This window comes from Isoalcanivorax pacificus W11-5, from assembly GCF_000299335.2.
GTDB classification, from domain to species: domain Bacteria; phylum Pseudomonadota; class Gammaproteobacteria; order Pseudomonadales; family Alcanivoracaceae; genus Isoalcanivorax; species Isoalcanivorax pacificus.
Genome location: NZ_CP004387.1, coordinates 1,279,495 through 1,302,574 on the forward strand (window position 1 = coordinate 1,279,495; position 23,080 = coordinate 1,302,574).

Sequence of the window (23,080 nt, forward strand, 5' to 3'; positions counted from 1 at the left end):
ATCAGGCCAAAAGACGTCAGGAACCAGTGGCGGCCAGGGGCGGTTGATCTGCGTGCTTTTCCAGCCCGCCATCACCGGTGGCGGTGAGGCCGGCTGGTGCCTGCTCACCGTAGAACTCTTCCGGTGTAAACACATCCACTTCGATCGCAGCCAGGCAGGCCTGTTGTGCGGCAACCAGTAATGCGGCTTCAGCGCTGGTGATCACCAGCCGTTCCTGTGCCTGCTGTGCCAGCGTTTCCGGCGCGCCGCGGCCGAGGCGACCGGCACGCTGGGCGGTGCGGATCTTGGCGCGGACCGGTTCGGCTTCGCTGGTCAGGCGGAACGCCTGCATCAGGCGGCCGAAACCGCGCTGCGGATCATCGGGCAGGTAGCTGTCGCCGCACAGGCGGCGGTACTGGTCGTTCCAGGTCTGCATGGTGTGTGCGGCGGCGCGGGTGGCGTCGTCGTCGGGGAAGCGGGTCAGCGGGTTCAGGCCCAGGCCGAGACGGCCAAAGGTGCGCAGCAACAGGCCCAGCGGGCCGCCGAAGTTTTCATAGATACCTTCGAAGGCTTGCTGGGTGCGTGCCAGGGCGTAGCGGCAACTGTAGTGCAGCAGCGGCAGGTCTTCGCGCAGGCGGCCGTCGGCTTCGAAGCGGCGCAGGGCGGAAAAAGCAAGGTACTGCCAGGCGACGGCGTCGGCGTAACGGCCGGTCAGGTTGCCGCGCGCCTTGAGCTTGCCACCGAGCAGGAACATGGCCAGGTTGGTGAGCAGGCCGAAACGGGAGGCCGCCCAGCCGAGGCGGCGGTAATAGGTGCGGGTTTCCGGGGCGACATCGGTCGGCATGTTCACCGTGAAGTGTCCCCGGGTCAGGCCACGCAGAACGGTCATCAGCATGCCGAGCAAAAACTGCCCTATCCAGCCGAGCAGATGCTTGCGGAATTTGCCGGTGTCGTTGTTTTCCACGGCCTGCACCACCTGGTAGGCGTGCGGGTGGCAGCGGGTCGCACCCTGGCCAAAGATCATCAGCGTGCGCGTCATGATGTTGGCGCCTTCCACGGTGATGGCCACCGGGGCGGAGCAGTAATTGCGACCGATCACGTTGTTCGGACCCTGCATCACACCAGCGCCGGCCATCACGTCCATGGCGTGGGTGCCGACCTCGCGGGCGGTTTCGGTGGCATAGGCTTTCATGATGGCGGAGGCCACCGGCGGCTGGATGCCGCGATCCAGCGCGGAGCAGCCGAAGATACGCGCGCCTTCGAACATGTAGGTCATGGCGGCCATGTGACCGATTTTCGATTCCACGCCTTCCATGCGGCCGACGGGAATGCCGAACTGGGTGCGCACCATGGAGTAGGCGCCTGCGGCGGCGGTGGCCAGTTGCATGGTCGACAGCGCGGTGGCGGGCAGTGACACCATGCGGCCGCCGGCCAGCGATTCCATCAGCATTTTCCAGCCCTGGCCGGCGTATTCGAGGCCGCCAAGAATGTCGGTGGCGGGCACCACGACGTCACGGCCGACAATCGGGCCGTTGGCGAATACATCGCCGATGGGTTCGTGGTGGTCGCCGATATGCAGGCCCGGTGTGCCTTTTTCGATCAGCAGCACGGTGATGCCGACGTCTTCGCCTTTATCGAGCAGGTTGTCGGGATCATGCAGGCGGCAGGCAAGGGAAATCAGGTTCGCCACCGGTGCCAGGGTGATGTAGCGCTTGCGGAAATTGAGCCGGAATTTGATGTCGCCATCGGTATCGCGGAACACGATGCCTTCGGCCTTGATGGAGGCGGCATCGGAGCCGGCGGTGGGTTCGGTCAGGCCGAAGCAGGGCACGTATTCGCCGTTGGCCAGTTTTGGCAGGTAATGCTGTTTCTGTTCTGGTGTGCCGTACTCACACAACAGTTCGGCGGCGCCGAGGGAGTTGGGGATCACTACCAGCGAGCTGAGAATACCGGAGTGTGGCGTGATCTTGGCCATCACGCAGGACTTGCCCAGCGTCGACATCGGCCGGCCGCCGTATTCGGTGGGAATCTGCAAGCCGAAGAAGCCGTTTTCGGCCATGAAATCGAACGCGGCCTGCGGCAGGCGCCGGGTGCGCGAGAGTGCATGGGTATCGACCATCTTCAGCAGCGTTTCCACCGGGCCGTCGAGGAACGCCTGTTCGTCGGCAGGCAGGCGGTGGTAGTTCTCCTTCAGCATGCGGTCGAAATCGGGATTGCCGCCGAAGAATTCGCCATCGATCCAGACATCGCCGGCTTCCAGCGCCTGGCGTTCGGTGGCGGAAATCTGCGGCAGGATCCGGGCGTCACGCATCCAGTTCATCAACAGCGAAAACATAAGAACTCCTGGGCGACGGGCTGCGAGCGCGCGCTGCTGTGCCCGCAGCTCGTAGCTGTTTCTAAAAAAAAGGGCCAACTGCACGGATAGTGCAGTGGCCCGGCGCTACAGCATATAAATCTGACTGGCGGGAAGCAGGCGGCGCTCAGGCCGCCTTTTCTTCCTCGCGGGTGATCACTTCGAGGACGCTGTCCAGACGTTCCAGGAACGCGCGGTTGTCGTGGTCCCATGGATGGAAGCCGGGTTTGAACCAGTCGAACCAGTCGCCGACGGCCTGGCGCAGTGTGCCCGGGCGGCCCCACTGGTACTGGAAGGTTTTGACCCAGCCCTTGAGGTTGAACAGGCCACCCTTGCGGCGCACGTTCTCGATATAGAACGGGTACTGCAGGGCCATGAAGATGCTGGTGGCGAGGACCAGGGTGCTGGTGCGCAGCGCGTAGGAATACAGCGTCTTGCCCATCACGGTGGTGTAGACGTCGAACGCCACGGCTTTGTGTTCGGTTTCTTCCAGTGCGTGCCAGTTCCACAGGGCGACGAAGCGTTCGTCGGATTTGCCCAGGGTCTCCGGGTTGCGCAGCAGGGAGTCGGCCAGGATGGCGGTCAGGTGCTCCAGCGCCACGGTGGCGGCGAGCTGGAAGTGCTTCGGCGTGTATTTCTGTACGCCTTTCAGCAGGTTCAGCACGAATTTTTCCTGCGCCTTGGCGGGCACGCCGGCGGCGTCCAGCAGGTCGTTGAGCTCGTCGTGCTCACGGCCGTGCATGGCTTCCTGGCCGATAAAGGCGGTTACGGCCTTTTTCAGTTCAGGGTCGGTGACCTGGTCGCGGTAGTGGCGCACGGAATCAATAAAGAAACGCTCGCCGACCGGAAAGAACAGGCTCAGCGTATTGAAGAACTGGGCAACGTGCATGCCGGCTTCATGCCAGTCGGTGGCCTTGTCGGCAGGCAGGTTGAATTTCAGATCGCGGCGAATCGGGAGGACGGCCATGTTCATGACGTTGCTTCCTCTAGTTATTGTGACATTGCTCGATGGTATCGTCCGGGGTGGCGCAGTGCCAGCGTCCCGAGCAAGCGGTAGGTCGAAAGGGTTGGCCGTGCTGACAGCGGGGCAGGGGCAGGTCTACCAATCGGGATGGCAACGCCAGGCAGAATGCGGGTTTGGGCGGTGCGGCAAGGCGTGGCGACGCAGCCCGGAAAATCGTCGGACAATCCGCAGGAATGGCTATTCCGTCAGTGCGCGGGCCGCTTCTTCCACCAGCATCGGGATGCGTCCGGCCTGCACGAAACTGCGCTCGTGATGGGCGCGGGAGAGGGCATACAGCTCCAGGCTGATGGTGTCGTACAGGGCACGGGCCGTTTGCGTGGCCGGGTCGAACAGGGGGGCCAGCCCGAAGGCGGTGTAGTCCAGCCGCTGGCTGCCGGCGGCCTTGAGCAGGTCGGGCACCCAGCCTTCCGGCGACAGCTCGGACTGGAAGCGCAGGTTCTGGTATTCCATTGCGGCGCGCAGACGGGCGGCGTCCGTCACCAGGAAATAGTTGCCGACCACCAGTTTGAGCAGGCTGTCCAGCCGCTGCCAGACGATCGCTTTCTCGGATTCGGTATAGGCGTTCCAGTTCACGACCTCGTGCGCAAAGCGCTTGCAGCCACGGCATACCGTATCGCCGAACACGGTGGAGCAGACACCGATGCAGGGCGTGCTGACGCGTTTTAATGTGGTGACGGGGATGTCGGAGGCCATGGCGGCAAGCCTAGCAAATGGCCCCGCAGGCCGCCAGCGGGATTGGCCGCAAGGCCCGCGCCGTGCGGGTTGCGCGGCTTGTGAGCCGCGCTCAAATCAGCGATAGTAACGGCGGTTTCGCGGCGCCTGTGTTCAAGCAGGCGCTCAAGCATAATGGAGAATAATAAGATGCGCGTAACCCTGATCGTGTTGCTGGCCTGGTGCGTCACCGGCTGCGGCACTGTGGCCATGCCACGCACCCCGGGGGCCTTCATTGAAGCGGCGAGCGGCGAGACGTTCGAGCCGATGGACACACTGGACCCGCGTAATGCGATGGTCTACCTCTACCGCCCCGGCAATCAGTGGGGGTATGAGGAAGTCCAGGCACCGACCTTCTTTATCAACGAACAGCAACTCGCCGGTCTGAAAAGCGGTGCTTACACCTGGCTGGAATTGCATGGTGGTGAATACGATCTGTATGCCCGCCGCCCGCTGGGTATCCTGTTCCTGAAAACCATCTTCGAATTGCCGCTGAAAGTGGAAGGCGGGGAGACCTATTATCTGCGTTACTCCGAAGACCAGCCGCTGGATTATGCAGCGCGCGGACTGGACCCGACGCAGTTCATGCAGGCCGGCCCGCTACAGCAGGTGCCGGCGCCGCTGGCACTGGCAGAAATTCGCAACCTGCGCCTCGACGAAGCCGGTTATTACTACGGTGGCGATGCCTACAGCGAACCGCGCTGGGCACCTTTCTTCAGTTACGATGCGCCGGAACGTACTGCGTTACTGCCGGCGGTGAAAAGCCGCTGGCAACGCATGCAGGATTGGGTGGCGGGCTGGTTCTGACTCGCGCACGGTGGATGAAGGCATCCACCGTGTCGTCAGAGATCGGCGGGAATATCGAGACCCTGTTCGGTATAGCGGCGTTTTGTCTGCAACAGTCGTTTCCATTGCTCAACATAATCCGGCAGGGCGGGTGACGTCTTGTTGATGCCGGTCATTTCCTGCACGGACTGCGGGCTGATGGCCTTGCCGCCATACATGTTGACCAGCCGCAACAGCGCGTGCGTGTGCAGCTTGCCCTGGGATTCAAAGCGCTGATCGTAGTACACGTACTTGTCGTCCCAGCCGAGGATGCGCGTGCGCACATCGAATTGCTGGTACGGACGCAGCTCGCGCACATATGCAATTTCGGTATTGGCTACCACGGCGTTGCAGCGTGCCTGGATCATTTCGTTGAGCAGGCCGGTACACACGGAGTGCTCCAGCCGGCAGCGGTCCATGAACTTCAGGTACTTTGCATTGTTCAGATGCAGGTTCAGATCGAGGTCCGTCAGGCCGACACGGAACTCCATTGACACTGTATCGAACAGGCCATGCGTAGGCGGCCGCTTGCGACGCATGGCGGCACTGATTAATTCGAACATCCAGAAACCTCCCCCGAACGGGTGAGCACCCCGTACGAAACGCTCCGCAGTATAGCCATGTTTATCACCGGATGTCAGCGTGGTATCAATGCTCTCTTTGTACCATTTTGGTGCGCCTGTGCCGATGTTCCGATGCGCCTGCCCGATAGCCGGGCAGGGCTGTTCTCTGGCAGGCACAACGCTATACTGCCCGACCGTGACCAGCCGGTCCCCATGCCCTGGTGCCGGCGGCAGTTCAACAATTAAAGGAGCAGAGCATGGAAATTGCCAACAAAGTGGCGGTCGTGACCGGTGGTGCCTCCGGCCTGGGCCGTGCCACGGCCGAGGCCTTCGTTGCCAGGGGTGGTCGGGTGATGATCCTCGACCGTGATGCGACCCGGGCCGCCGAGGTGGCCGCGTCGCTGGGTGACAGTGCTGCCTGGGTGGAGTGCGATGTCACCAGCGCCGATTCCGTCAGCGCTGCGATTGCTGCAACGAAAGAAAAGTTCGGCGCCATCCATGTCTGCGTCAACTGCGCCGGTGTCGGCTCGGCGATGAAGACCGTGGGCCGCGAAAATGTGCCGCACGATCTGGGTGTGTTCGAGACCGTGGTGAAAATCAATCTGATCGGTACCTTCAATGTGCTGCGCCTGGCCGCCGCCGCCATGGCCGAGAACGAGCCCGGTGAAGACAACGATCGTGGTGTGATCATCAACACGGCGTCGGTGGCAGCGTTCGACGGGCAGGTGGGCCAGGTGGCCTACTCCGCCACCAAGGGCGGCGTGGTCGGCATGACGCTGCCGATTGCCCGTGACCTGGCCTCGCTCGGCATTCGGTGCAACACCATCGCGCCGGGTATTTTCAGCACGCCGCTGATGAATGGCGCACCGGATAAAGTCAAATTGCCATTAATCGAAATGACGCAGTTCCCGAAGCGTCTCGGCCACCCGCCGGAGTACGCGGCGCTGGTGTGCCACATGGTTGAGAACACCTTCCTGAACGGTGAAACCATCCGCCTGGATGGCGCCATTCGCATGCAGCCGCGTTGATCGGTCTGTAGTGTTTGTCGGCGGCCCGTGCCGGGCCGCCGTGTTGTCGACACGGAATTTCCCCATGCTGGAACAATTGGCGAGTGATCTCTGGCGCCTGCGCCTGCCGGTGCGTTTTGCGCCCGGGCATATCAACAGTTATCTGCTGCGCGATGGTGAGGGCTGGCTGGCGGTGGATTGCGGCAAGCACGACGAGGCGACGCGACAGGTCTGGCAGGGGTTTCTCGATTCCCCGCAGTATGGCGCCGGCATCCAGCGCATCTTCCTGACGCACACGCACCCGGACCACAGCGGCAGTGCCGACTGGCTGGCGGCGCAGACGGGTGCGCGGGTGTTGCTGGCCGAAGCCGAGCACCGGCTGATGGAGGACTTCTGGCGTGGCAGTGCAACGCAGCCGCAGGCCCTGATGGCGTTTTTCGCCGAGTGGGGAGCGACCGAGCTGCAGCAACAGGCCGTGCTTGCGTTCATGTCCGGCTTTCGCGCCGGCAATCCGTCGCTGACCGGCCCGGTACAGTATGTCGCGCCGGGTGAGGTGCTGACGGTCAATGGCCACGCCTGGCACCTGCAGGCGGGCCTTGGGCACACCGCCTGCAACCTGCTGCTGCATGACCGCGCGGGCAAGCGGCTGATCACCGGCGACCAGGTGCTGCCGGGTATCTACCCCAATGTCAGCGTGTGGCATGGGCTGGAGGGTGACCCGCTGGGGGATTATCTGGGCAGTCTGGTGTCACTGGCCGCGCTGGATGTGGAAGAAGCCTTCCCGGCCCATGGTGATGTGTTTACCGATTTCGCCGCCCGGTGCGTGCAGATCCGGCGCCACCATGACACGCGGCTGCGGCGTTTGCGCCGCCATCTGGACGAGGCTGGCACGGCGCCGGTCGCGGCGCTGAACGACGCGGTTTTCGGGCGCGCGGCGGAGGGCCCGATGTTCATGCTGATGGCCGGACAGCTCTATGCCTTGCTGGCCAGATTGCGCGCGCAGGGGCTCGCCGAGCAGGTGACCCGCGAGTCATGGCGAGCTGTTTCAACAAGCGAAATATCCTGACACAAAGTTTCAGATTCAGATGCTTATGGTTGTCCTCGCACACTGATAGGGTCTTATCAGGTCCGATCAATGGTGGGAGCCAATCAACCATGTTGCTCAAATATCTGAATGAACTGGATCGTGCGGTACAGGCAGCTCGCCTGCATCCCGGGCTGGAGCAGTTCAGCCGGTGCGCCGAGTGTGTTGATGTGCTCAGGGATTATCTGCGTGGCCAGATGGAGCCGGTCCGTCGTCGCGGCACGGAAATCATGGACACGCTGTTGCCGGAACAGTTTGAAGACTGGATGGCGATGGTGGGTGCCGCCCGCAACGCCGAGGCACAGCAACGCTATCACGTCTGATCCGCTGGCCGGGTCAGTGCCGGGGGTTACCCGGTAACTGATACCGGCCAGCTTGGTGCAGGCGCCTGCCTGCCCCTTCCTTCGGCCATTGCCTTCCCGTTACAGACTTTCCCGCTGGCGCGTCAGCGCCTGACGCCTCTCTTCCTCAAACAGATCCGGTTGCTGCGGTGCGGTCATGTCGCGCAGACGCACGCCAATGCCTACCAGCCGTGCCGGTTCACCGCGCCGGTGCCAGAGTGCTTCCAGCAGTTCCGTGAACGCCGCTTCCTCCAGTTTTTCGCCCGGGCCGTCGCAGGTGGCCTGGCTGAAGTCCGTATAGCGGATCTTGGCCGTCAGGCCCTGCACCAGATACCCGGTATCCAGTTGTGCCATGCGCCGGCGCAGGCGCTCGAGCAGGTCCGGCAACTGGTCCTGCCAGTGGCGCAGCGTGGGCAAGTCCTGGGAGTAGGTTTCCTCGACGCTGACGGATTTGCGCCGGCGTGAGGACTGCACCGAGCGTTCGTCCTCGCCACGGGCCAGGTGGTAGAGCCGCTCGCCGAAGCTGCCGAACGCCTGGCTGAGTGCAAGGCGGCTGATCGCCTGCAGGTCGGCGCAGTGCTTCACGCCCATGGCCTCGAGCTTGCCGGCGGTGACGCGTCCGACGCCGTGCAGCCGTTTCACTGGCAGGGCGCGCACGAATTCAGCCACCTGCTCCGGGCGGATCACGAACAGGCCATCCGGCTTGCGCCAGTCGCTGGCGATCTTGGCCAGGAATTTGTTGGGCGCCACGCCGGCCGAGACGGTGATGCCGATCTCACTGCGCACCGCTGCGCGGATCGCTTCGGCAATGCGTGTGGCGCTATTGTCGCAATGCGGGCTGTCGCTGACGTCGAGAAAGGCTTCGTCGAGCGACAGCGGTTCGATGTGTGCAGTATAGCGCCGGAAAATCTGCTGGATGCTGGCGGACACGCGGCGGTATTTGTCGAACTGCGGCGGCAGGATCACCAGCTCCGGGCACAGCCGCAGGGCCTGCGACGAGGCCATCGCCGAATGCACGCCGAAACGCCTGGCCTCGTAATTGCAGGTGGCAATCACACCGCGCCGGTTCGGGTCGCCGCCGACCGCCACCGGGCGGCCGCGCAGGCGCGGGTCGTCGCGGGTTTCCACGGCGGCATAAAAGCAGTCGCAGTCGACGTGGATGATCTTGCGCTGGGCGGCCGCGTCACGCATCGAGCAGTTCGGTATCCTCGTGGCGGTAGGGGGGCGAACAGGCGCAGAGCACCACCAGTGTTTCGGTGCCGGTGTTGTGCAGCCGGTGGGGTGTGCCCGGCGGTATGCAGACGGTATCGCCGGGAGCGATGGCGAACTGTTCTGCGCCGAGTTCCATCAGGCCGTGACCGCCAGTGATGTGATAGATTTCCTCGCTGGTGTGGTGGCGGTGGCGCAGTGTGCAGGCGCCGGGTGCCACGCGCGCCTCGGCCAGTGACTGGCGTGCCGCGCCAAGGGCCGCATCGCGTGCCGGGTGCATCAGCTCGCGGATCTCGGACTGGTCGCGGGTCTGGTAGGTGGGCTGGTCGGCGTAGCGGGTTTTCATGACGGCCTCGGAGTATGCGGGGACGTGGCGACACAGGCTGTCAGCAGTGGCTGGACAGCCGTCAGGATCAACAGCGATCAGGATAAAGCATGTTGCGCAAAAGCGGGTCATATCGACGAGGGTATTCATGAGTGGTTTGCCGGCGCAGACAGCCGTATTGATCGTGGGCGCAGGCCCCACCGGCCTGACCCTGGGCATCAGCCTGCGCCAGCGTGGCGTGGGTTGCATCATCATCGACAAACTGCCGGCAGCACTGCCCTGGTCACGGGCGCTGGGGCTGCATGCGCGCACGCTGGAGATTTTCGATGCACTGGGCGTGCTGGACGCCATCAGCGCCCGCAGCCTGGTGCAGAAAGCGGTGCATGTGTACGGCGAGCGCGGGCCGCTGTTCCAGCTTGATCTGACCGTGCTGGATGCACCGCATCCGCAGGTGCTGTCCTGCCCGCAGGCGGAAGTGGAGGCTTGCCTGGAGGACCGTTTCACGGCACTGGGGGGCATGCTGGTGCGTGACTGCGAACTGCTGGACTTCACTCAGGACGATACCGGCGTGCAGGCGCGGCTGGCCTGGGCGGCCGGCGAACACACCCTGCGCGCGTCCATCATGGTGGGTTGCGACGGTGCATCCTCGCGGGTGCGGCACGTGCTGGGCATCAGTTTCGATGGTGTGCGCTATGCCGATCATTTCCTGCTTGCCGATGTGGACATCGACTGGCCGCTGGCCCGCGATGCCTCGCACGGTTTCCTGCTGGCGGAAGGCGCGCTGATTGCCTTGCCGATGCCGCACGGCTGGCGGTTGATCATGAACCAGACCGAAGATGATGACCTGCAACCGGTCCCGGATCTGGCGTCCTTTCGGCAGCGGCTGTCGCAATGCCTGGATGAGCCGCCGATGCTGGGCGAGCCACGCTGGCTGAGCCGCTTTTCCATCCACCGGCGGCTGGCGGGCCGCTATCGCCGCAATCGTGTGCTGCTGGCCGGTGATGCCTGCCATATCCAGAGCCCGCTGGGGGCGCAGGGCATGAACACCGGCATCGGCGATGCCTTCAATCTGGGCTGGAAGCTGGCACTGTTCCTGCGCGGGATCGGTGGTGGTGCATTGCTCGACAGTTATGAGCAGGAACGCCGGCCGGTGGCGCGGCAGATGCTCAACGCCGTGGACGTGCTGTCGCGCAGTTCCTTTGCCCGCGCTGCCCCGCTGCGTGGCATGCGCGACACCCTGCTGCGGCTGGTGGGTCGCCAGCAGGGTTTTGGTGCGCGGTTGCTGCGCCGGGCCAGCCAGCTGGATGTGCATTACCGTCAGTCGCCGATGGTGGGCGAGGGCAGCGGCATGGCCCTGTTGCGTCGCCCGCCCGGCCCACTGCCCGGCGACCGGGTGCCGGATGCACCGCTCACGCCGGCGGCCAGTGGCATGCCCGGGCGCGTGCATGACCTGCTGCGTCAGGCCCGCTATCAACTGCTGATCCAGGTGCCGGACGCGCCGGAACATGCTGCCGTGCTGACGCTGTTTGCACTCGCCACACGGCTGCCGCAGGACTTTGGTGAATTACTCGACGTGCAGGTGATTGCGGCCGGGAAGTGGCCACCGGTGCTGAATGAACTGCGCAGCTATCCCATGACGCTCTGGTGTGATCGCGACGGCGGTTTCCGCCGCCGCTTTGGGGAGGGGGGCCATCTCTGGCTGATGCGCCCGGATGGTCACCTGGCCTATCGGGCGCCGCTGGACGATGCCGATGAACTGGTGGGCTGGCTCACCGACCACTTCCGCCGCCGCAGCAACGCCCCCAGTGCCAGCCACGGCAGCGTGTAGAACAGCGCGCCGCCGGAGGAACTGCCACCGCCGCCGACAGGGGCATCGCTGAACGTCAGCGGCACCTCGACATCGGTGTTGTTCAGGCTGCGGTAATCGAAGCGATTGTGAGTCACGTTGAAGGTGAGCGTGCGGTTGATGTCGCTATCGCCGGTGTGGGTGATGTCCATTGTCACGCTGTGTGAGGCGCCGGCCAGCAGCGTGTCGGCGACATCGCAGGTGAGTGTGCTGACACCGGTACAACTGGCCGGGCTGCCGTCGAGCAGGAGATTGTCGATGACTGTGCCAGCCGGGACGGTCACAGTGAACTGAATGTCCTGCGCCTCGTTGAATACACTCGCGTTACGCACTGTCATGGTGAGTTTGGTGGTGGTGCCGATGCCGCTGCGAACCGAAGTGGGCAGGGTTGCTGCCACATCAACGATCGGTTCATCAAACGCGAAGGTGCGCTGTTCAAGCCAGGTCAGATAGGCCGCCACATTGGTGTAGACGGCCGGTGGCACGGCACCGCCGCAGGTAGTGGTGCCGAAGCTGGTCAGGCCGATCACTTCCGGGTTGCGCGTGGTGCCTGTAAACAGCGGGCCGCCGCTGTCGCCACGGCAGGTATCCTGGCCGGACGGCGGGGGTTCGCTGGTTTCGGCGGCGCAGATCATATTGCCGGTAATGGGCTGGCTGCCCCATTGGCTGTTGCAGGTGTTGCGTGGGATGTAGTCGAGCGTGACCTGTTGCAGTGCGTTGGCCAGCGTGCCGCTGTCGGTCTCGCCCCAGCCGAGGGCAGTCACGATTTCATTGCGTTGCGATGCGGACAGGCTGTTCAGGCGAGAAATTTCCGCCAGACTGCCCAGCGACGGGTAACGCGATACGGTGACGGGATCTTCCACGCGCATCAGCACAATGTCGTGTTCGTAGTTATCGTCATCCGTCACGTAATCGGGGTTGACCTCAATGTTGGTGCCGGTGGACCGGGTGGTATAGAACAGAGAGGAAAACGGAACGTCGACGTCATCCATGTTCAGCAACACAGTCTGCGAACGCTGGAAGTTTTCGTTGTACATGCAGTGCGCGGCGGTGATGACGAAGTAAGGGGAAATCAGCACGCCGCCACAACGTTGCGAGCGCGAACTGTCGTTCGGGTCCACAGCACTGACCAGTGTCATCCACGGCCAGTCGCCATTGGCAGCATCATCTCCACCATAAATCCGGGGCTGTACTGCGTAGTTCTGCGCCGCCAGCGGTGCCGCCATCAGCAGGGCTGCGCTGCCCAGCGCAGGCAACAGTAACCGAATCATGTGTCAGTTCCCCGTAACAAGCCGGCGTCTTTGAGCATAACCACGCTTCATGAGGCCGGCGTGAAATAACCCGCTTATGGCCGCAACGGCGGCGCGTGAATCAGCTCGCGGGCGTCTTCCTGGGTGCCGCGTTGAAATGTCGCGGCCAGGTGATCCAGTACCAGCTCCAGGCTGGTTTCCCGTGGCACCGCGCTCATGACGGCGGTGAACGGCGGGGCTATTTCGCGCAGTGCATTGAGTACCCGCTCGCCATTGCCGACATTGGTGTCGGGCAGCAGCAGGGCCAGGCACTCGTCATCGGCGCGAGCGGCAATGTCGCTGCGGCGCAGACGCTGGCCCAGGCTGTTGGCCAGCGTCACCAGATCGGCGGCGTTGTGGGGGCGCAGCAGGATGGCGGTCAGCGGGCTGGACAGGCGCTCGTGCAACGGCAGCAGCCAGCCAGCGGTGTGTGCCAGCGCGGCGCGGCTGATCAGGCCGGTGTCCGGGTCCTGCCAGGTGGCGTCCTGGGCGCGCCGGGTCAGCACCCGGTTGCGGTACAGCATCAGGCCGAAATACAGCGCGCAGGTGAGCATCACTGCGAGCAGGAACAGGCTGCTGGCGGCCAGCGGCATGCCGCCGGGCTCCTGCCGCAGCGGCAGCACGATGGCCAGCACCACGGCGGCGCCAGCCAGCAGGGACAGGAAACGGGGCAGCCCGCCCAGCAACCCGGTGCTGAGCACCGCCACCACAATCAGTGCCAGGGTCGGCGGCGGGTCGGACGGATCCAGCAGCAGCAACGTGCCCAGCGCGAGCAGGTCAATCACGTTGGCGACCTGCAGGCTGCCCGTGAACGGCCGTACCAGCAATACGCCGTGGACCAGCAGGTATACCGCCAGCAAGGCACCGGGCACCGCTTTCGGCATCGGCAGATGCAGCGCCGGCACGGCGATGAAATACAGGGTGGCAAGCAACGCGAACAGGGCGCGCGCAGCGAACTGCAGCGTGTTCAGGCCGCGTTCGGAGGCGATCGAGCTGGGCAGGTTCATAATCATTATTACGCTGTGATCCGAGGGCCTATGGTGCGGTAAGTCCGCCCCGGAAGAAAGCCCCGGCAAACGGGATGTCACAGCTTGAAACAGCCATTGGCGGTGTGTTCGCGGCGGACAGTGTAACCTTGATGGCGTGATGATGCGGGCGAACGTACCGTGTTGTGAGAAGCATGACTGGGAGAGAGCATCCGTGACGCAGGATCTGCATGCCCCTTTGCGCGACGATGTGCGCATGCTGGGTGAAATGCTTGGCCGCACACTGCGCGACCAGCAGGGCGAAGCATTGTTTGAAACTGTCGAACACATCCGCCAGGTTGCCGTGGCCGCCCGTACCGAAGGCGCCGTGGACATGGCGCGCCTGAAAACCCTGCTGGAACCGCTGGACGAACAGCAACTGCTCGATGTGGCGCGTGCGTTCAGCCAGTTCCTGAATCTGGCCAACCTGGCCGAGCAACAGCACCGGGTGCGCTTGCGCCGTCAACGCCAGCGCTATGCCGCCGATGCCGGTGAGGCTGAAAACCTCGGGCAGGTGGTGCGGCGCCTGCTGGATGCCGGGCACAGTGTGGAGCGCGTCCGCGACACACTCGGCAGCCTGTCCGTGGAACTGGTGCTGACGGCACACCCGACGGAGGTATCGCGCCGCACACTGATCCGCAAGTACGACCAGATGGCGGCCCAACTGGCCGCGCTGGCGCGCACCGACCTGGGGGAAGATGAGCTGCGCCGTTGTCGTGATGACCTGCAGCGCAGCATTCTCTCCGCCTGGTGCACGGACGAGATCCGCCGCGAACGGCCGACGCCGGTGGACGAGGCAAAATGGGGTTTCGTCACCCTGGAACAGTCGCTCTGGCAGGCGCTCCCCGCGTTCCTGCGCGAACTGGACGATGTGGCCGGCGAACTGCTGGGTGGGCCGTTGCCGCTGGCGGTCACGCCCATCCGGTTTGCGTCCTGGATGGGCGGCGACCGCGATGGCAACCCGAACGTGACCGCCTCCGTGACCCGCGAAGTGCTGCGCCTGGCGCGCTGGATGGCGGCGGACCTGTACCTGCGTGATATCGACGACCTGCTGGCGGATTTCGCCATGCATGATGCCAGCCCGGCGCTGCGGGCGGTGACCGGCGACGGGCCGGAGCCGTATCGTGTGTTGCTGCGGCAGTTGCGCGAGACACTGCGCAATACCCGCAGCCACATGGAAGCGCTGGTCAATGGCGAAGAGCCGCCGCCGGGCGAGATCATCACCTGCTGTGATGACCTGCTTGCACCGCTGATGCTGATCGACGCATCACTGCGCGCCTGCAATATGGCAACCCTGGCCGATGGCACCCTGCGCGATACCCTGCGCCGGCTGCACTGCTTCGGCATCTGCCTGCTGAAACTGGATGTGCGGCAGGAATCCAGCCGCCACGCGGCAACGCTGGATGCCATGACCCGCTACCTGGGCCTGGGCAGTTACCTCAAATGGGACGAAACGCAGCGGCAGGATTTCCTGATGCGCGAACTGTCCGGCCGCCGGCCGCTGGTGGATGCACGTTTCTTTGACAGCCCCGAATGTACCGACGACGTGCGCGAAGTGCTCGACACCTGCGCGGTGATCGCCGGTGAGTCGCCGGAGTCGCTCGGCGCCTATGTGATTTCCATGGCCACCTCGCCGTCGGACGTGCTCGCGGTGATGCTGCTGCAACGGCAGGCTGGCGTGACGCATTTCATGCGCGTGGTGCCACTGTTCGAAACCCTGAGTGATCTCGACGGCGGGCCGGACACATTGCGCACGCTGCTGGCGATGGACTGGTATCGCGAGCAGGTCCGTGACGGCCAGGAAATCATGATCGGCTATTCCGACTCGGCCAAGGACGCCGGCTTCCTGTCCGCCGCCTGGGCGCAGTACCGGGCGCAGGAACAGCTTGCCGCCGTGTGCGCCGAGGCCGGTATTCCGCTGACGCTGTTTCACGGTCGCGGCGGCTCCATCAGCCGGGGTGGCGCGCCGACGCGCATGGCGCTGCTGTCGCAGCCGCCCGGTGCCATTGATGGCCGCATCCGCGTTACCGAACAGGGCGAAGTGATCCGCTTCAAGTACGGCCAGCCACAAGTGGCGATTCATAACCTGGAGCAGTACGTTGCCGCGACGCTGGAAGCGACCCTGACACCGCCGCCTGCCGCCACACCGGCCTGGCGCGAAGAAATGCACCGCCTCACCGATACCTCCGTGCAGGCATATCGCGATGTGGTACGCGACACACCGGAACTGGTGACCTACCTGCGCACCGTGACGCCCGAACAGGAACTCACCCGCCTGGCCCTGGGCAGCCGCCCGGCACGTCGCAAGACCGACGGCGGGCTGGCATCGCTGCGGGCCATTCCCTGGGTATTCGCCTGGACACAAATGCGCCTGATGCTGCCGGCCTGGCTAGGTACCGGTGTGGCACTGGAAGAAGCGCTGGCCGAGCCGGCGCGGGCCGGGCATCTGTTGGCGATGCAGCGCGACTGGCCATTCTTCCAGGGCGTGCTGGACATGCTGGAAATGGTACTGGCGAAAGCCGACGTGGCGGTGGCCAGTTATTACGAGGAACGCCTCACCGACGACCCGGCGCTGCGCCAGCTCGGCAGCGAACTGCGCGAACGGTTGCTGGCCACGGTGGCGGCGCTGCAGCGCATCACCGGCCACCAGGACCTGCTGGCCAATAACGACGTGATGCGCTGGTCGATCAAAGTGCGCAACCCCTATACCGATCCGTTGCATCTGCTGCAGGCTGAACTGATGGGCCGGTTGCGGGATCAGCCGGAGGCCGATGCGCGGCTGGAAAGTGCGTTGATGGTGACCATCACCGGCATCGCGGCAGGGATGCGCAATACGGGGTAAAAAGCTGCGAGCTGCGAGCCAAAGGCAACAGGCCTGTTTGCTCGTAGTTCGTCGCTGGGCTGCCCCCGGCAGCCCTCACCGATGACTTTTGCCATCGCACACAGGCGCGGTCCCGGTTTTCCCGCACCCACAAAAAAACACAATCTGGTTGCGCGGTGCCGTGAACGGCATCGGCGCCATGCCGCCGCAGGAGCGGCCATCACAGAACGGCTTCTCGCCGCTGTGCCCACAGGCACACCACTGGTACGTCTCCCCTTTTGTCACACGCACTGGCTGCGGATCGCTGGATCTGGGCATGCGGGCTGTCCCGGAACTGTCATAAACATTTCATCAACCGGCAATCGCTGCGGCTGACACTGCGCCCAATACCTTCAGGGAGTGCGAGTATGCTTGCGCAGACCGCAGTGAAAATCAAAGCGTTCAGCCCGCAGATCAGACAGGCACTGGCGAAGCCGTTTCTCGCCACGGCCGACCGGTTCAGGCCTCAGGGAGAGGAGGCGGAGTCCGCAGGGACAGCGGCCCGATTCAGCGCCTACTTCAGCCGCTCACGGCGCGAGATCATGCGCGCGCAGCGGCTGCGCTACCGTATCTTCAGCGAAGAGTACGGCGCCAATATCAAGGCCCCGTTCGGGCTGGATCGTGATCGTTTCGACAAGCATTGCCTGCACCTGATGGTGCGGGACAACCAGACCGGCGAACTGGTCGGCTACACCCGCGTGCTGACCGACGACCGGCTGGCAAAAACCGGCGGTTTTTACTCCGCCAGCGAGTTCAGCCTGGGCATGGTCAGCCGTCTGGATGGCCGTGTGGCCGAGATCGGCCGCACCTGCATCCATCGCGACTACCGTGGTGGCGCGGTGATCACCGTGCTGTGGGCGCGCCTGGCGCAGTTCATGATCGAGGAAAATATCCGCTACCTGATCGGCTGCGCGAGCCTGGCACTGAGCGAAGGCTATGACGTGGGCGCGATCGCTGAACAGATTCGTGACCGGCACCTGAGCGCACCGGCGCACCGGGTACACCCGAAATACACCCTGCCGGCCCTGCCGCAGGCGGGCGAGGGCAGCGCGCGCATGCCGCCGCTGCTGAAGGCCTACCTGCGCATGGGCGCGGAGATCTGCGGCGAACCTTGCTGGGACCCGGACTTCAACTGCCTGGATTTCTTTGTGCTGATGGCGGTGGACAAGCTGCCGGAGCGCTATGTGCAGCACTTCCTGCAACCCCGGCAGCAGACGTTGTCGCAGGCGGTATGACCACCGAGGCCGTCTCCGCTGCCACAGGCCAGGGCGCCTGGCCGCAACTGCGCCGCCTGTGGCGGGTGGCGCGGGTGCTGGCGCATATTCTGCTCGGCTTTGTGCTGGCGCTGGTGTTCGGTGCCTTCTGGGCGCCGTACCGTCCGGTGGTGCGCCGAATCGCGCGCTGGTGGCTGCAGCATCTGCTCGGCATCCTGAACGTACAGGTGACGGTGCAGGGAGCGCCGCCGGTGGCCGGGCATTTTCTCGTTGCCAACCATGTTTCCTGGCTTGATATCCCGGTGCTGGCTGCCCAGACCGATGTGTATTTCCTGTCCAAGGCGGAAGTGCGCAACTGGCCGCTGATCGGGCATCTGGCCGCCGCTGCCGGCACCTTGTTCATCCGGCGCGGCAGTGGCGAGTCGCGGCAGAAAGCCGAAGAGATCGCCGGCCATCTGCGCAATGGGCATAACATCCTGGTCTTCCCGGAAGGCACCACCACCGACGGGCGATCCGTGCGGCGGTTCTTCCGCCAGTTGTTTACGGCGCCGCTGTTGGCGCAGGCGCCGGTGCAACCGGTCGCGCTGCGCTACCGGGATCGCCACGGCGAGCCGGACCGGGGCATCGCCTTTATCAACGACGACGCCTTCCATACCCACCTGTGGGCCATGCTGCTGCGCGATGACGTGCCGGTAACCGTGACGTTCGGTGAGCCGGTGATCGCTACCGACGAGACACCGGAAATGCTGTCGCAGCAATGTCACCGCACCGTCCTTCAGGCCGTTACCGGCCATTGATTGCCCGGTTGTTGCCGGCCATGCACCACCGGGCCTTCGTCAGCCGCTGACAGTCGTCAGGTTCCTCGGGTAGCATCTGCCCACCCGCCCCAGACAAGACTGATCGGAAACCCGGTATGACCAAGGCCAGTGAACTGAAACGATCCGATGTACTGAGCGTCAATGGCAACCTGTTCGTGGTGCGCCAGATCGACGTGCAGTCACCCTCCGCCCGTGGTGCGGCCACCCTGTACCGGGTGCGTGCCAGCGCCGTCGGCGGTGGCCAGAAATATGAAGAGCGCTTCAAGGGCGACGAGGAGGTCACCACCGTGGCGCTGACCCGCCACGCGGTGCAGTTGTCCTATATCGATGGCGACGAATACGTGTTCATGGATAACGAGGACTTTACCCAGTACCCGATCAAGCGCGACGACATCGAAGATGAGCTGGCCTTTATCACTGAAAGCACCCAGGGCTTGCTGGTGCTGCGCGTGGAAGATCAGGTGATCGGCCTGGAACTGCCGGCCGTGGTGGAACTGGACATCCTGGAGACCACCCCGGCCATGAAAGCCGCCTCGGCCAGCGCCCGCACCAAGCCGGCCACGCTGAGTACCGGGCTGGTGGTGCAGGTGCCGGAATACATCGAACCCGGCGAGCGCGTGCGCGTGAACACCGCCGAGCGTCGCTTCATGTCGCGGGCCTGATGACCGGACTCCGGGGCGGCTGCCGTGTCTGGCTGACCGCCTGCCTGCTGTTTACCCTGACCGGCTGCCAGGCCGGCTATTACTGGCATCTGGCGCGCGGCCACACGGCCCTGATGCGCGAGCGGGTGCCGGTCGAGACGGTGATCGCCGACCCCGCCACCCCCGAGGCATTGCGCGAGCGGCTGGCGCAGGTCGACGGCATGCTCAGCTTTGCCGAGCAGGCGCTGGCCCTGCCGGTGGACGACGCTTACCGTACGTTCGTGGCGCTCGAGCGGGGTTTTGTGGTCTGGAACCTGTTCGCCGCGCCGGCGCTGTCCCTCACACCCGAAACCTGGTGTTTTCCCATCGCCGGGTGCAGCAGCTATCGCGGTTACTTTGATCTGGCCCGCGCCGAGCGGGATGCCCAGCGCATGCGGGAACAGGGCCTGGACGTGTATGGCGGCGGTGCGATTGCCTATTCCACCCTGGGCTGGTTCAGCGACCCGCTGACCACGCCGATGCTGCGCGGCACCGACGCCGACGTGGCCGAACTGCTGTTTCACGAACTGGCGCACCGCCGTTTTTATCTGCCCGGCGATACCCGCTTTAACGAGAGCCTGGCCACCAGCGTGGGCCGCGAAGGCGCACGCCGCTGGCTGGCGGCCCACGGTGACCCGTCGCAGATGAACGCATTGCAGGACAGCGAGCGCGCCCGTGCCAGGGTGATCGAGCTGGTGCAGGCCGCCCGTGGCGAGCTGGCCACCCTGTACGCCAGCCCCGCCAGCGAGAGTGCGCAACGCGCCGGCAAGGCCACGATCCAGGCGCGCCTGCGCGAGGACTATCGCGCCGCGCTGGCGCTGGATCCGTCCCTGGCGCCTTATCAGCGCTGGTTCGACGGCCCGCTCAACAATGCCCAACTGAACACCCTGAGCGACTACAATCAGTGGGTGCCCGCGTTCGACGCCCTGTTGCTGCAGTGTGGTGGCCAGTGGACGTGCTTCTGGCAGGCGGTCGAGCGGCTGGCCGATCTCCCGCTGCCGGCACGCACTGCGGCACTCAACCAGTGGATGACACCATGATCGAACTTGCCCGTTTCCCGCACGCGCAACCGGCGCGGATGTTCGCCGGGGTGCTGAAAGCCCAGGGCATTGCCAGTGTGCTGCATGAAGAGGGCGGGCAGACGGTGATGCACCTGGAAGACCCGGCGCGCTTTGATGAGGCCCGTACGCTGCTGGAAGCCTTCGCGCGCAATCCGAATGACCCGCGCTTCAGTGATGCCGCCTGGCAGGCCAGTGAACCGGTGCAACACCGCGAGGGGCAGGGCGGCCAGCCGCCGTTGTTCAGTGGCCGCTGGCTGGCCGGCATGGGGCCGGTGACAAAACTGGTGCTGATCGTCACGCTGCTGGTCTATCTCTCGCCGATGCTGTTCGGCAGTGGCATCTATCGCGCGCTGATGTTCCCGCCGACACTGGAGGGGCTGCTGAGCCAGCCGTGGCGACTGTTCACGCCCATGCTGTTGCATTTCGGTGTGCTGCACATCGCCTTCAATCTGCTCTGGTGGCTCGATCTCGGGCGTACCATCGAGCGTTATCAGTCCAGCCTGCAACTGGTGTGGGTGACGCTGGTGACCAGCGGCATTTCCTCGCTGGCGCAATTTCTGGCCAGTGGCCCGGCCTTCGGTGGCCTGTCGGGGGTCGTTTACGGACTGCTCGGTTACCTGTGGCTGTATGGACGAGTCAATCCACGGGCGGGCTATGCGCTGCGTCGCGAGATCGTGATCTTCATGCTGGTGTGGCTGGTGATCTGTTACGTCGGGCTGGCCGGCATCGTGGCCAACGAAGCGCACCTGGCCGGCCTGATCAGCGGGTGTGTACTGGGCGCGCTGACCGGCTACTATCGTCGGCGCCGCTTTTATGAACAAACGGATAAATGATTGATTTGCAAGCGGCCCGTCATCTTTCAATGGCATGATCGGCGTTTGAGTTGGGGTGGGTGCCCTGTTATAAAGACCGCACGCCCGCGTCAGCGGCCGGCGGGCCAGGAGGCCTCGTCATCATGCATCAGAACGGATAATCCGGTGTCCCGATTAGTTTCTTTGTTGTTGAGTCTGTCCTGTCTTGTCGCGCTGCACGGCTGTGCGGTGGCGCGTGTCGGGGACAATCTGCCGTACGGCGTGCTGAACAATAACGATGTCGAGCTGGTGCGCGATGGCCTGCCGACCTACCTGCTGATGATCGACGGCCTGATCACCAACTGGCCTGAGAGCGAAAACCTGTTGCGCGGTGGCGCGGGCCTGTACAGTGCCTACGCCGGTCTGTTCGTGCAGGACCCCGAGCGCGCCTCGACACTTTCCACCAAGGCACTGGGCTACGCCGTGCGGGCGGCCTGCGAGCGTGATGACGCGCTGTGCAATGTGCGCAGCCTGAATGTGCTGGCGCTGGAAAAGGCCCTGGAGGATACCCGTCGCGGCGATGTGCCCGTGCTCTACACGCTGGGCACGGTCTGGGCCGGGTATATCCAGATTCACAGCAGCGACTGGAACGCCGTGGCCGATCTGGCTCGCGTGCGTGCGCTGCTGGAGCGCGTGATCGCGCTGGACGAACACTACGAGCGCGGCCAGGCGCATATGTACCTGGCTGTGCTCGACAGCCTGCTGCCGGAGGCCCTGGGGGGCCAGCCGGCGTCCGCCAAAGCCCATTTTGAACAAGCCATTGCCCTGTCTGACAGCCGTAACCTGATGGCGATGGTGTTGTACGCCGAGCGTTATGCCCGCATGACGTTTGACCGGCCGCTGCATGACCGGTTGTTGCAGCAGGTGCTGGAAGCCGACCCCGCCGAGCATGGCCTGACGCTGCAGAACACCTTTGCGCAGCAGCAGGCGGAACAGTTGCTGGCGGAAGCCGACGATTATTTCTGAACAGCCTTGATAAGCGGCTGCCCTGCGGGCGGTACGCTGGCGGAGTGAGCATGTTGCGTGTTGTACGTATTGTCAGCCTGATCGTCCTGATGCTGCCGTTTGCCGGCGTCACTGCGTTCGAGTTGAAGATTTCCACCCTGTATCCGGACGGCACGGCCTCGGTGACGCGGCTGAAACAGGCCGGCGAAGAGCTGGCGCAGAAGACCGACGGCCGCGTGACGTTGCGTGTCTATGCCGGCGGCGTGATGGGCGACGACCGTGCTGTGCAGCGCCGCATCCGCATTGGCCAGCTGCACGGGATGATGGCCCAGGGTGGGGCGTTTGCCAGCTATTACCGCGACAGCCAGGTGCTCAACCTGCCGCTGGTGTTTCGTTCCTACGAAGAAGTGGACCATGTCCGCAAGACGCTTGATCCGGTCATCCGGCAGGGCTTCGAGGAGAACGGCTGGGTGGTCTTCGGCCCGGCGGACGGTGGCTTCGCTTACCTGATGACGGTCAACCCGGTGGCCAGTGTGGCCGACCTGCAGCGCCAGAAAGTCTGGCTGCCGGCGAATGATTCCGGCTCGGCCATGGCGGTGAAGGAATTTGATGTGTCGCCGGTGGTGCTGAATATCGGTGCGGTGCTCACCTCGTTGCAGACGGGCGTGATCGATGCCTTTGCCGCGCCGCCGGTGGCGGCGCTGACGTTGCAGTGGTACACCCGTGTGGGCCATCTCACAGACATGCCGCTGCTGTACACCTACGGCGTGCTGGCGATCGGCAAGCAGCATCTGGCGCGTATCTCCGACGAAGACCAGCAGGTATTGCGCGAGGTATTGACCACCGCCTTTGCCGAACTGGACCGCGCCGAGCGGCAGGGCAATCGCGAGGCCTTTGCCGCCGTCAAGGCGCAGGGCCTGGAAGTGGTTACGCCGAATGCCGAACAACTGGCCGAGTGGCGTGCCCGGTCGCAGCGCGCCACCGAGCGGCTGGTGGAAAACGGTGAAATCAGCCAGGGCATGCTGGACCGTCTGAACGGCCTGCTCAACGATTTCCGCGCCCAACAGTGA

At 64.4% G+C, this 23,080-nt stretch carries 22 protein-coding genes; 13 read left to right on the forward strand and 9 right to left on the reverse strand.

Going from position 1 to position 23,080, the window contains the following annotated elements; all coding sequences use genetic code 11:
• Positions 1 to 16: 16 nt before the first annotated feature.
• The 3 genes from S7S_RS05690 to S7S_RS05700 all read right to left on the reverse strand — a co-directional run bounded on the left by S7S_RS05690 (position 17) and on the right by S7S_RS05700 (position 4,049).
• On the reverse strand, positions 17 to 2,314 hold the full coding sequence (locus tag S7S_RS05690) for an acyl-CoA dehydrogenase (RefSeq protein ID WP_008737853.1): 2,298 nt from the start codon (positions 2,312 to 2,314) through the stop codon (positions 17 to 19).
• 145 nt (positions 2,315 to 2,459) lie between these two features.
• Positions 2,460 to 3,305, reverse strand: a complete 846-nt coding sequence (locus tag S7S_RS05695; RefSeq protein ID WP_008737854.1) for a metal-dependent hydrolase — start codon at positions 3,303 to 3,305, stop codon at positions 2,460 to 2,462.
• 228 nt (positions 3,306 to 3,533) lie between these two features.
• A complete protein-coding gene (locus S7S_RS05700; RefSeq protein WP_008737855.1) occupies positions 3,534 to 4,049 on the reverse strand; it encodes a DUF1289 domain-containing protein in 516 nt (171 codons plus the stop codon).
• A 168-nt stretch (positions 4,050 to 4,217) separates the two neighbouring features.
• Between S7S_RS05700 and S7S_RS05705 the strand changes: the two genes are divergently transcribed.
• Complete coding sequence (locus S7S_RS05705; protein WP_008737856.1) at positions 4,218 to 4,874, forward strand: DUF2846 domain-containing protein; 657 nt, start codon at positions 4,218 to 4,220, stop codon at positions 4,872 to 4,874.
• 35 nt (positions 4,875 to 4,909) lie between these two features.
• Here S7S_RS05705 and S7S_RS05710 read toward each other — a convergent pair whose 3' ends face one another.
• Positions 4,910 to 5,455, reverse strand: a complete 546-nt coding sequence (locus S7S_RS05710; RefSeq protein WP_008737858.1) for an acyl-CoA thioesterase — start codon at positions 5,453 to 5,455, stop codon at positions 4,910 to 4,912.
• A 257-nt stretch (positions 5,456 to 5,712) separates the two neighbouring features.
• Between S7S_RS05710 and S7S_RS05715 the strand changes: the two genes are divergently transcribed.
• The 3 genes from S7S_RS05715 to S7S_RS05725 all read left to right on the forward strand — a co-directional run bounded on the left by S7S_RS05715 (position 5,713) and on the right by S7S_RS05725 (position 7,869).
• Entirely contained in the window at positions 5,713 to 6,483 is a 771-nt protein-coding gene (locus S7S_RS05715) for a 3-hydroxyacyl-CoA dehydrogenase (RefSeq protein ID WP_008737860.1), read from the forward strand.
• A gap of 64 nt (positions 6,484 to 6,547) precedes the next feature.
• Positions 6,548 to 7,528: an MBL fold metallo-hydrolase gene (locus tag S7S_RS18785; RefSeq protein ID WP_008737862.1), complete on the forward strand. Its 981-nt coding sequence runs from the start codon at positions 6,548 to 6,550 to the stop codon at positions 7,526 to 7,528.
• Between the two features lie 89 nt (positions 7,529 to 7,617).
• Positions 7,618 to 7,869, forward strand: coding sequence for a hypothetical protein (locus S7S_RS05725; protein WP_008737864.1), 252 nt, complete (start codon positions 7,618 to 7,620; stop codon positions 7,867 to 7,869).
• 99 nt (positions 7,870 to 7,968) lie between these two features.
• On the opposite strand, the gene dinB is transcribed toward S7S_RS05725, so the two are convergent.
• On the reverse strand, positions 7,969 to 9,078 hold the full coding sequence (gene dinB / locus S7S_RS05730; RefSeq protein ID WP_008737866.1) for a DNA polymerase IV: 1,110 nt from the start codon (positions 9,076 to 9,078) through the stop codon (positions 7,969 to 7,971).
• Positions 9,071 to 9,442: a cupin domain-containing protein gene (locus tag S7S_RS05735; protein ID WP_008737868.1), complete on the reverse strand. Its 372-nt coding sequence runs from the start codon at positions 9,440 to 9,442 to the stop codon at positions 9,071 to 9,073. The genes dinB and S7S_RS05735 overlap by 8 nt, the downstream gene beginning before the upstream one ends.
• A gap of 127 nt (positions 9,443 to 9,569) precedes the next feature.
• On the opposite strand from S7S_RS05735, the gene S7S_RS05740 reads away from it, so the two are divergent.
• Positions 9,570 to 11,249 carry an FAD-dependent monooxygenase gene (locus tag S7S_RS05740; RefSeq protein ID WP_008737870.1) on the forward strand — a complete coding sequence of 560 codons (1,680 nt, stop codon included), beginning with the start codon at positions 9,570 to 9,572 and terminating at the stop codon, positions 11,247 to 11,249.
• Here the strand turns inward: S7S_RS05740 and S7S_RS05745 are convergent.
• On the reverse strand, positions 11,147 to 12,538 hold the full coding sequence (locus tag S7S_RS05745; protein ID WP_008737872.1) for a trypsin-like serine protease: 1,392 nt from the start codon (positions 12,536 to 12,538) through the stop codon (positions 11,147 to 11,149). The two genes, S7S_RS05740 and S7S_RS05745, sit on opposite strands and share 103 nt — an antisense overlap.
• Positions 12,539 to 12,612: 74 nt before the next feature.
• Positions 12,613 to 13,563, reverse strand: a complete 951-nt coding sequence (locus tag S7S_RS05750) for a hypothetical protein (protein ID WP_008737873.1) — start codon at positions 13,561 to 13,563, stop codon at positions 12,613 to 12,615.
• A gap of 193 nt (positions 13,564 to 13,756) precedes the next feature.
• On the opposite strand from S7S_RS05750, the gene ppc reads away from it, so the two are divergent.
• The gene (gene ppc, locus S7S_RS05755) at positions 13,757 to 16,423 is read left to right on the forward strand and encodes a phosphoenolpyruvate carboxylase (protein ID WP_008737875.1); all 2,667 of its coding nucleotides are present in this window, start codon (positions 13,757 to 13,759) and stop codon (positions 16,421 to 16,423) included.
• Between the two features lie 75 nt (positions 16,424 to 16,498).
• On the opposite strand, the gene S7S_RS19190 is transcribed toward ppc, so the two are convergent.
• A complete protein-coding gene (locus S7S_RS19190) occupies positions 16,499 to 16,720 on the reverse strand; it encodes a CDGSH iron-sulfur domain-containing protein (protein ID WP_008737877.1) in 222 nt (73 codons plus the stop codon).
• Between the two features lie 89 nt (positions 16,721 to 16,809).
• On the opposite strand from S7S_RS19190, the gene S7S_RS05760 reads away from it, so the two are divergent.
• The 7 genes from S7S_RS05760 (at position 16,810) to S7S_RS05790 (ending at position 23,080) form a co-directional block, all read left to right on the forward strand.
• Positions 16,810 to 17,676 carry a GNAT family N-acetyltransferase gene (locus tag S7S_RS05760; protein ID WP_008737879.1) on the forward strand — a complete coding sequence of 289 codons (867 nt, stop codon included), beginning with the start codon at positions 16,810 to 16,812 and terminating at the stop codon, positions 17,674 to 17,676.
• A complete protein-coding gene (locus tag S7S_RS05765; protein WP_008737882.1) occupies positions 17,673 to 18,452 on the forward strand; it encodes a lysophospholipid acyltransferase family protein in 780 nt (259 codons plus the stop codon). The genes S7S_RS05760 and S7S_RS05765 overlap by 4 nt, the downstream gene beginning before the upstream one ends.
• Before the next feature lie 116 nt (positions 18,453 to 18,568).
• The gene (gene efpL / locus S7S_RS05770) at positions 18,569 to 19,135 is read left to right on the forward strand and encodes an elongation factor P-like protein EfpL (RefSeq protein WP_008737883.1); all 567 of its coding nucleotides are present in this window, start codon (positions 18,569 to 18,571) and stop codon (positions 19,133 to 19,135) included.
• On the forward strand, positions 19,135 to 20,193 hold the full coding sequence (locus S7S_RS05775; protein WP_008737885.1) for an aminopeptidase: 1,059 nt from the start codon (positions 19,135 to 19,137) through the stop codon (positions 20,191 to 20,193). The genes efpL and S7S_RS05775 overlap by 1 nt, the downstream gene beginning before the upstream one ends.
• Positions 20,190 to 21,047 (forward strand): rhomboid family intramembrane serine protease, encoded by an 858-nt coding sequence (locus tag S7S_RS05780; protein ID WP_008737887.1) that lies wholly within the window; start codon positions 20,190 to 20,192, stop codon positions 21,045 to 21,047. Before S7S_RS05775 ends, S7S_RS05780 begins: the two co-directional genes overlap by 4 nt.
• Before the next feature lie 144 nt (positions 21,048 to 21,191).
• Positions 21,192 to 22,031 (forward strand): TRAP transporter TatT component family protein, encoded by an 840-nt coding sequence (locus tag S7S_RS05785; protein WP_035204994.1) that lies wholly within the window; start codon positions 21,192 to 21,194, stop codon positions 22,029 to 22,031.
• Positions 22,032 to 22,081: 50 nt separating this feature from the next.
• Positions 22,082 to 23,080 carry a TRAP transporter substrate-binding protein gene (locus S7S_RS05790; RefSeq protein WP_008737890.1) on the forward strand — a complete coding sequence of 333 codons (999 nt, stop codon included), beginning with the start codon at positions 22,082 to 22,084 and terminating at the stop codon, positions 23,078 to 23,080.

Bases quoted from the DNA above. Each gene is read 5' to 3' on its own strand.
- S7S_RS05690 (WP_008737853.1), bottom strand. From the start codon at position 2,314: ATGTTTTCGCTGTTGATGAACTGGATGCGTGACGCCCGGATCCTGCCG.
- S7S_RS05695 (WP_008737854.1), bottom strand. From the start codon at position 3,305: ATGAACATGGCCGTCCTCCCGATTCGCCGCGATCTGAAATTCAACCTG.
- S7S_RS05700 (WP_008737855.1), bottom strand. From the start codon at position 4,049: ATGGCCTCCGACATCCCCGTCACCACATTAAAACGCGTCAGCACGCCC.
- S7S_RS05705 (WP_008737856.1), top strand. From the start codon at position 4,218: ATGCGCGTAACCCTGATCGTGTTGCTGGCCTGGTGCGTCACCGGCTGC.
- S7S_RS05710 (WP_008737858.1), bottom strand. From the start codon at position 5,455: ATGTTCGAATTAATCAGTGCCGCCATGCGTCGCAAGCGGCCGCCTACG.
- S7S_RS05715 (WP_008737860.1), top strand. From the start codon at position 5,713: ATGGAAATTGCCAACAAAGTGGCGGTCGTGACCGGTGGTGCCTCCGGC.
- S7S_RS18785 (WP_008737862.1), top strand. From the start codon at position 6,548: ATGCTGGAACAATTGGCGAGTGATCTCTGGCGCCTGCGCCTGCCGGTG.
- S7S_RS05725 (WP_008737864.1), top strand. From the start codon at position 7,618: ATGTTGCTCAAATATCTGAATGAACTGGATCGTGCGGTACAGGCAGCT.
- dinB (WP_008737866.1), bottom strand. From the start codon at position 9,078: ATGCGTGACGCGGCCGCCCAGCGCAAGATCATCCACGTCGACTGCGAC.
- S7S_RS05735 (WP_008737868.1), bottom strand. From the start codon at position 9,442: ATGAAAACCCGCTACGCCGACCAGCCCACCTACCAGACCCGCGACCAG.
- S7S_RS05740 (WP_008737870.1), top strand. From the start codon at position 9,570: ATGAGTGGTTTGCCGGCGCAGACAGCCGTATTGATCGTGGGCGCAGGC.
- S7S_RS05745 (WP_008737872.1), bottom strand. From the start codon at position 12,538: ATGATTCGGTTACTGTTGCCTGCGCTGGGCAGCGCAGCCCTGCTGATG.
- S7S_RS05750 (WP_008737873.1), bottom strand. From the start codon at position 13,563: ATGAACCTGCCCAGCTCGATCGCCTCCGAACGCGGCCTGAACACGCTG.
- S7S_RS19190 (WP_008737877.1), bottom strand. From the start codon at position 16,720: ATGCCCAGATCCAGCGATCCGCAGCCAGTGCGTGTGACAAAAGGGGAG.
- S7S_RS05760 (WP_008737879.1), top strand. From the start codon at position 16,810: ATGCTTGCGCAGACCGCAGTGAAAATCAAAGCGTTCAGCCCGCAGATC.
- S7S_RS05765 (WP_008737882.1), top strand. From the start codon at position 17,673: ATGACCACCGAGGCCGTCTCCGCTGCCACAGGCCAGGGCGCCTGGCCG.
- efpL (WP_008737883.1), top strand. From the start codon at position 18,569: ATGACCAAGGCCAGTGAACTGAAACGATCCGATGTACTGAGCGTCAAT.
- S7S_RS05775 (WP_008737885.1), top strand. From the start codon at position 19,135: ATGACCGGACTCCGGGGCGGCTGCCGTGTCTGGCTGACCGCCTGCCTG.
- S7S_RS05780 (WP_008737887.1), top strand. From the start codon at position 20,190: ATGATCGAACTTGCCCGTTTCCCGCACGCGCAACCGGCGCGGATGTTC.
- S7S_RS05790 (WP_008737890.1), top strand. From the start codon at position 22,082: ATGTTGCGTGTTGTACGTATTGTCAGCCTGATCGTCCTGATGCTGCCG.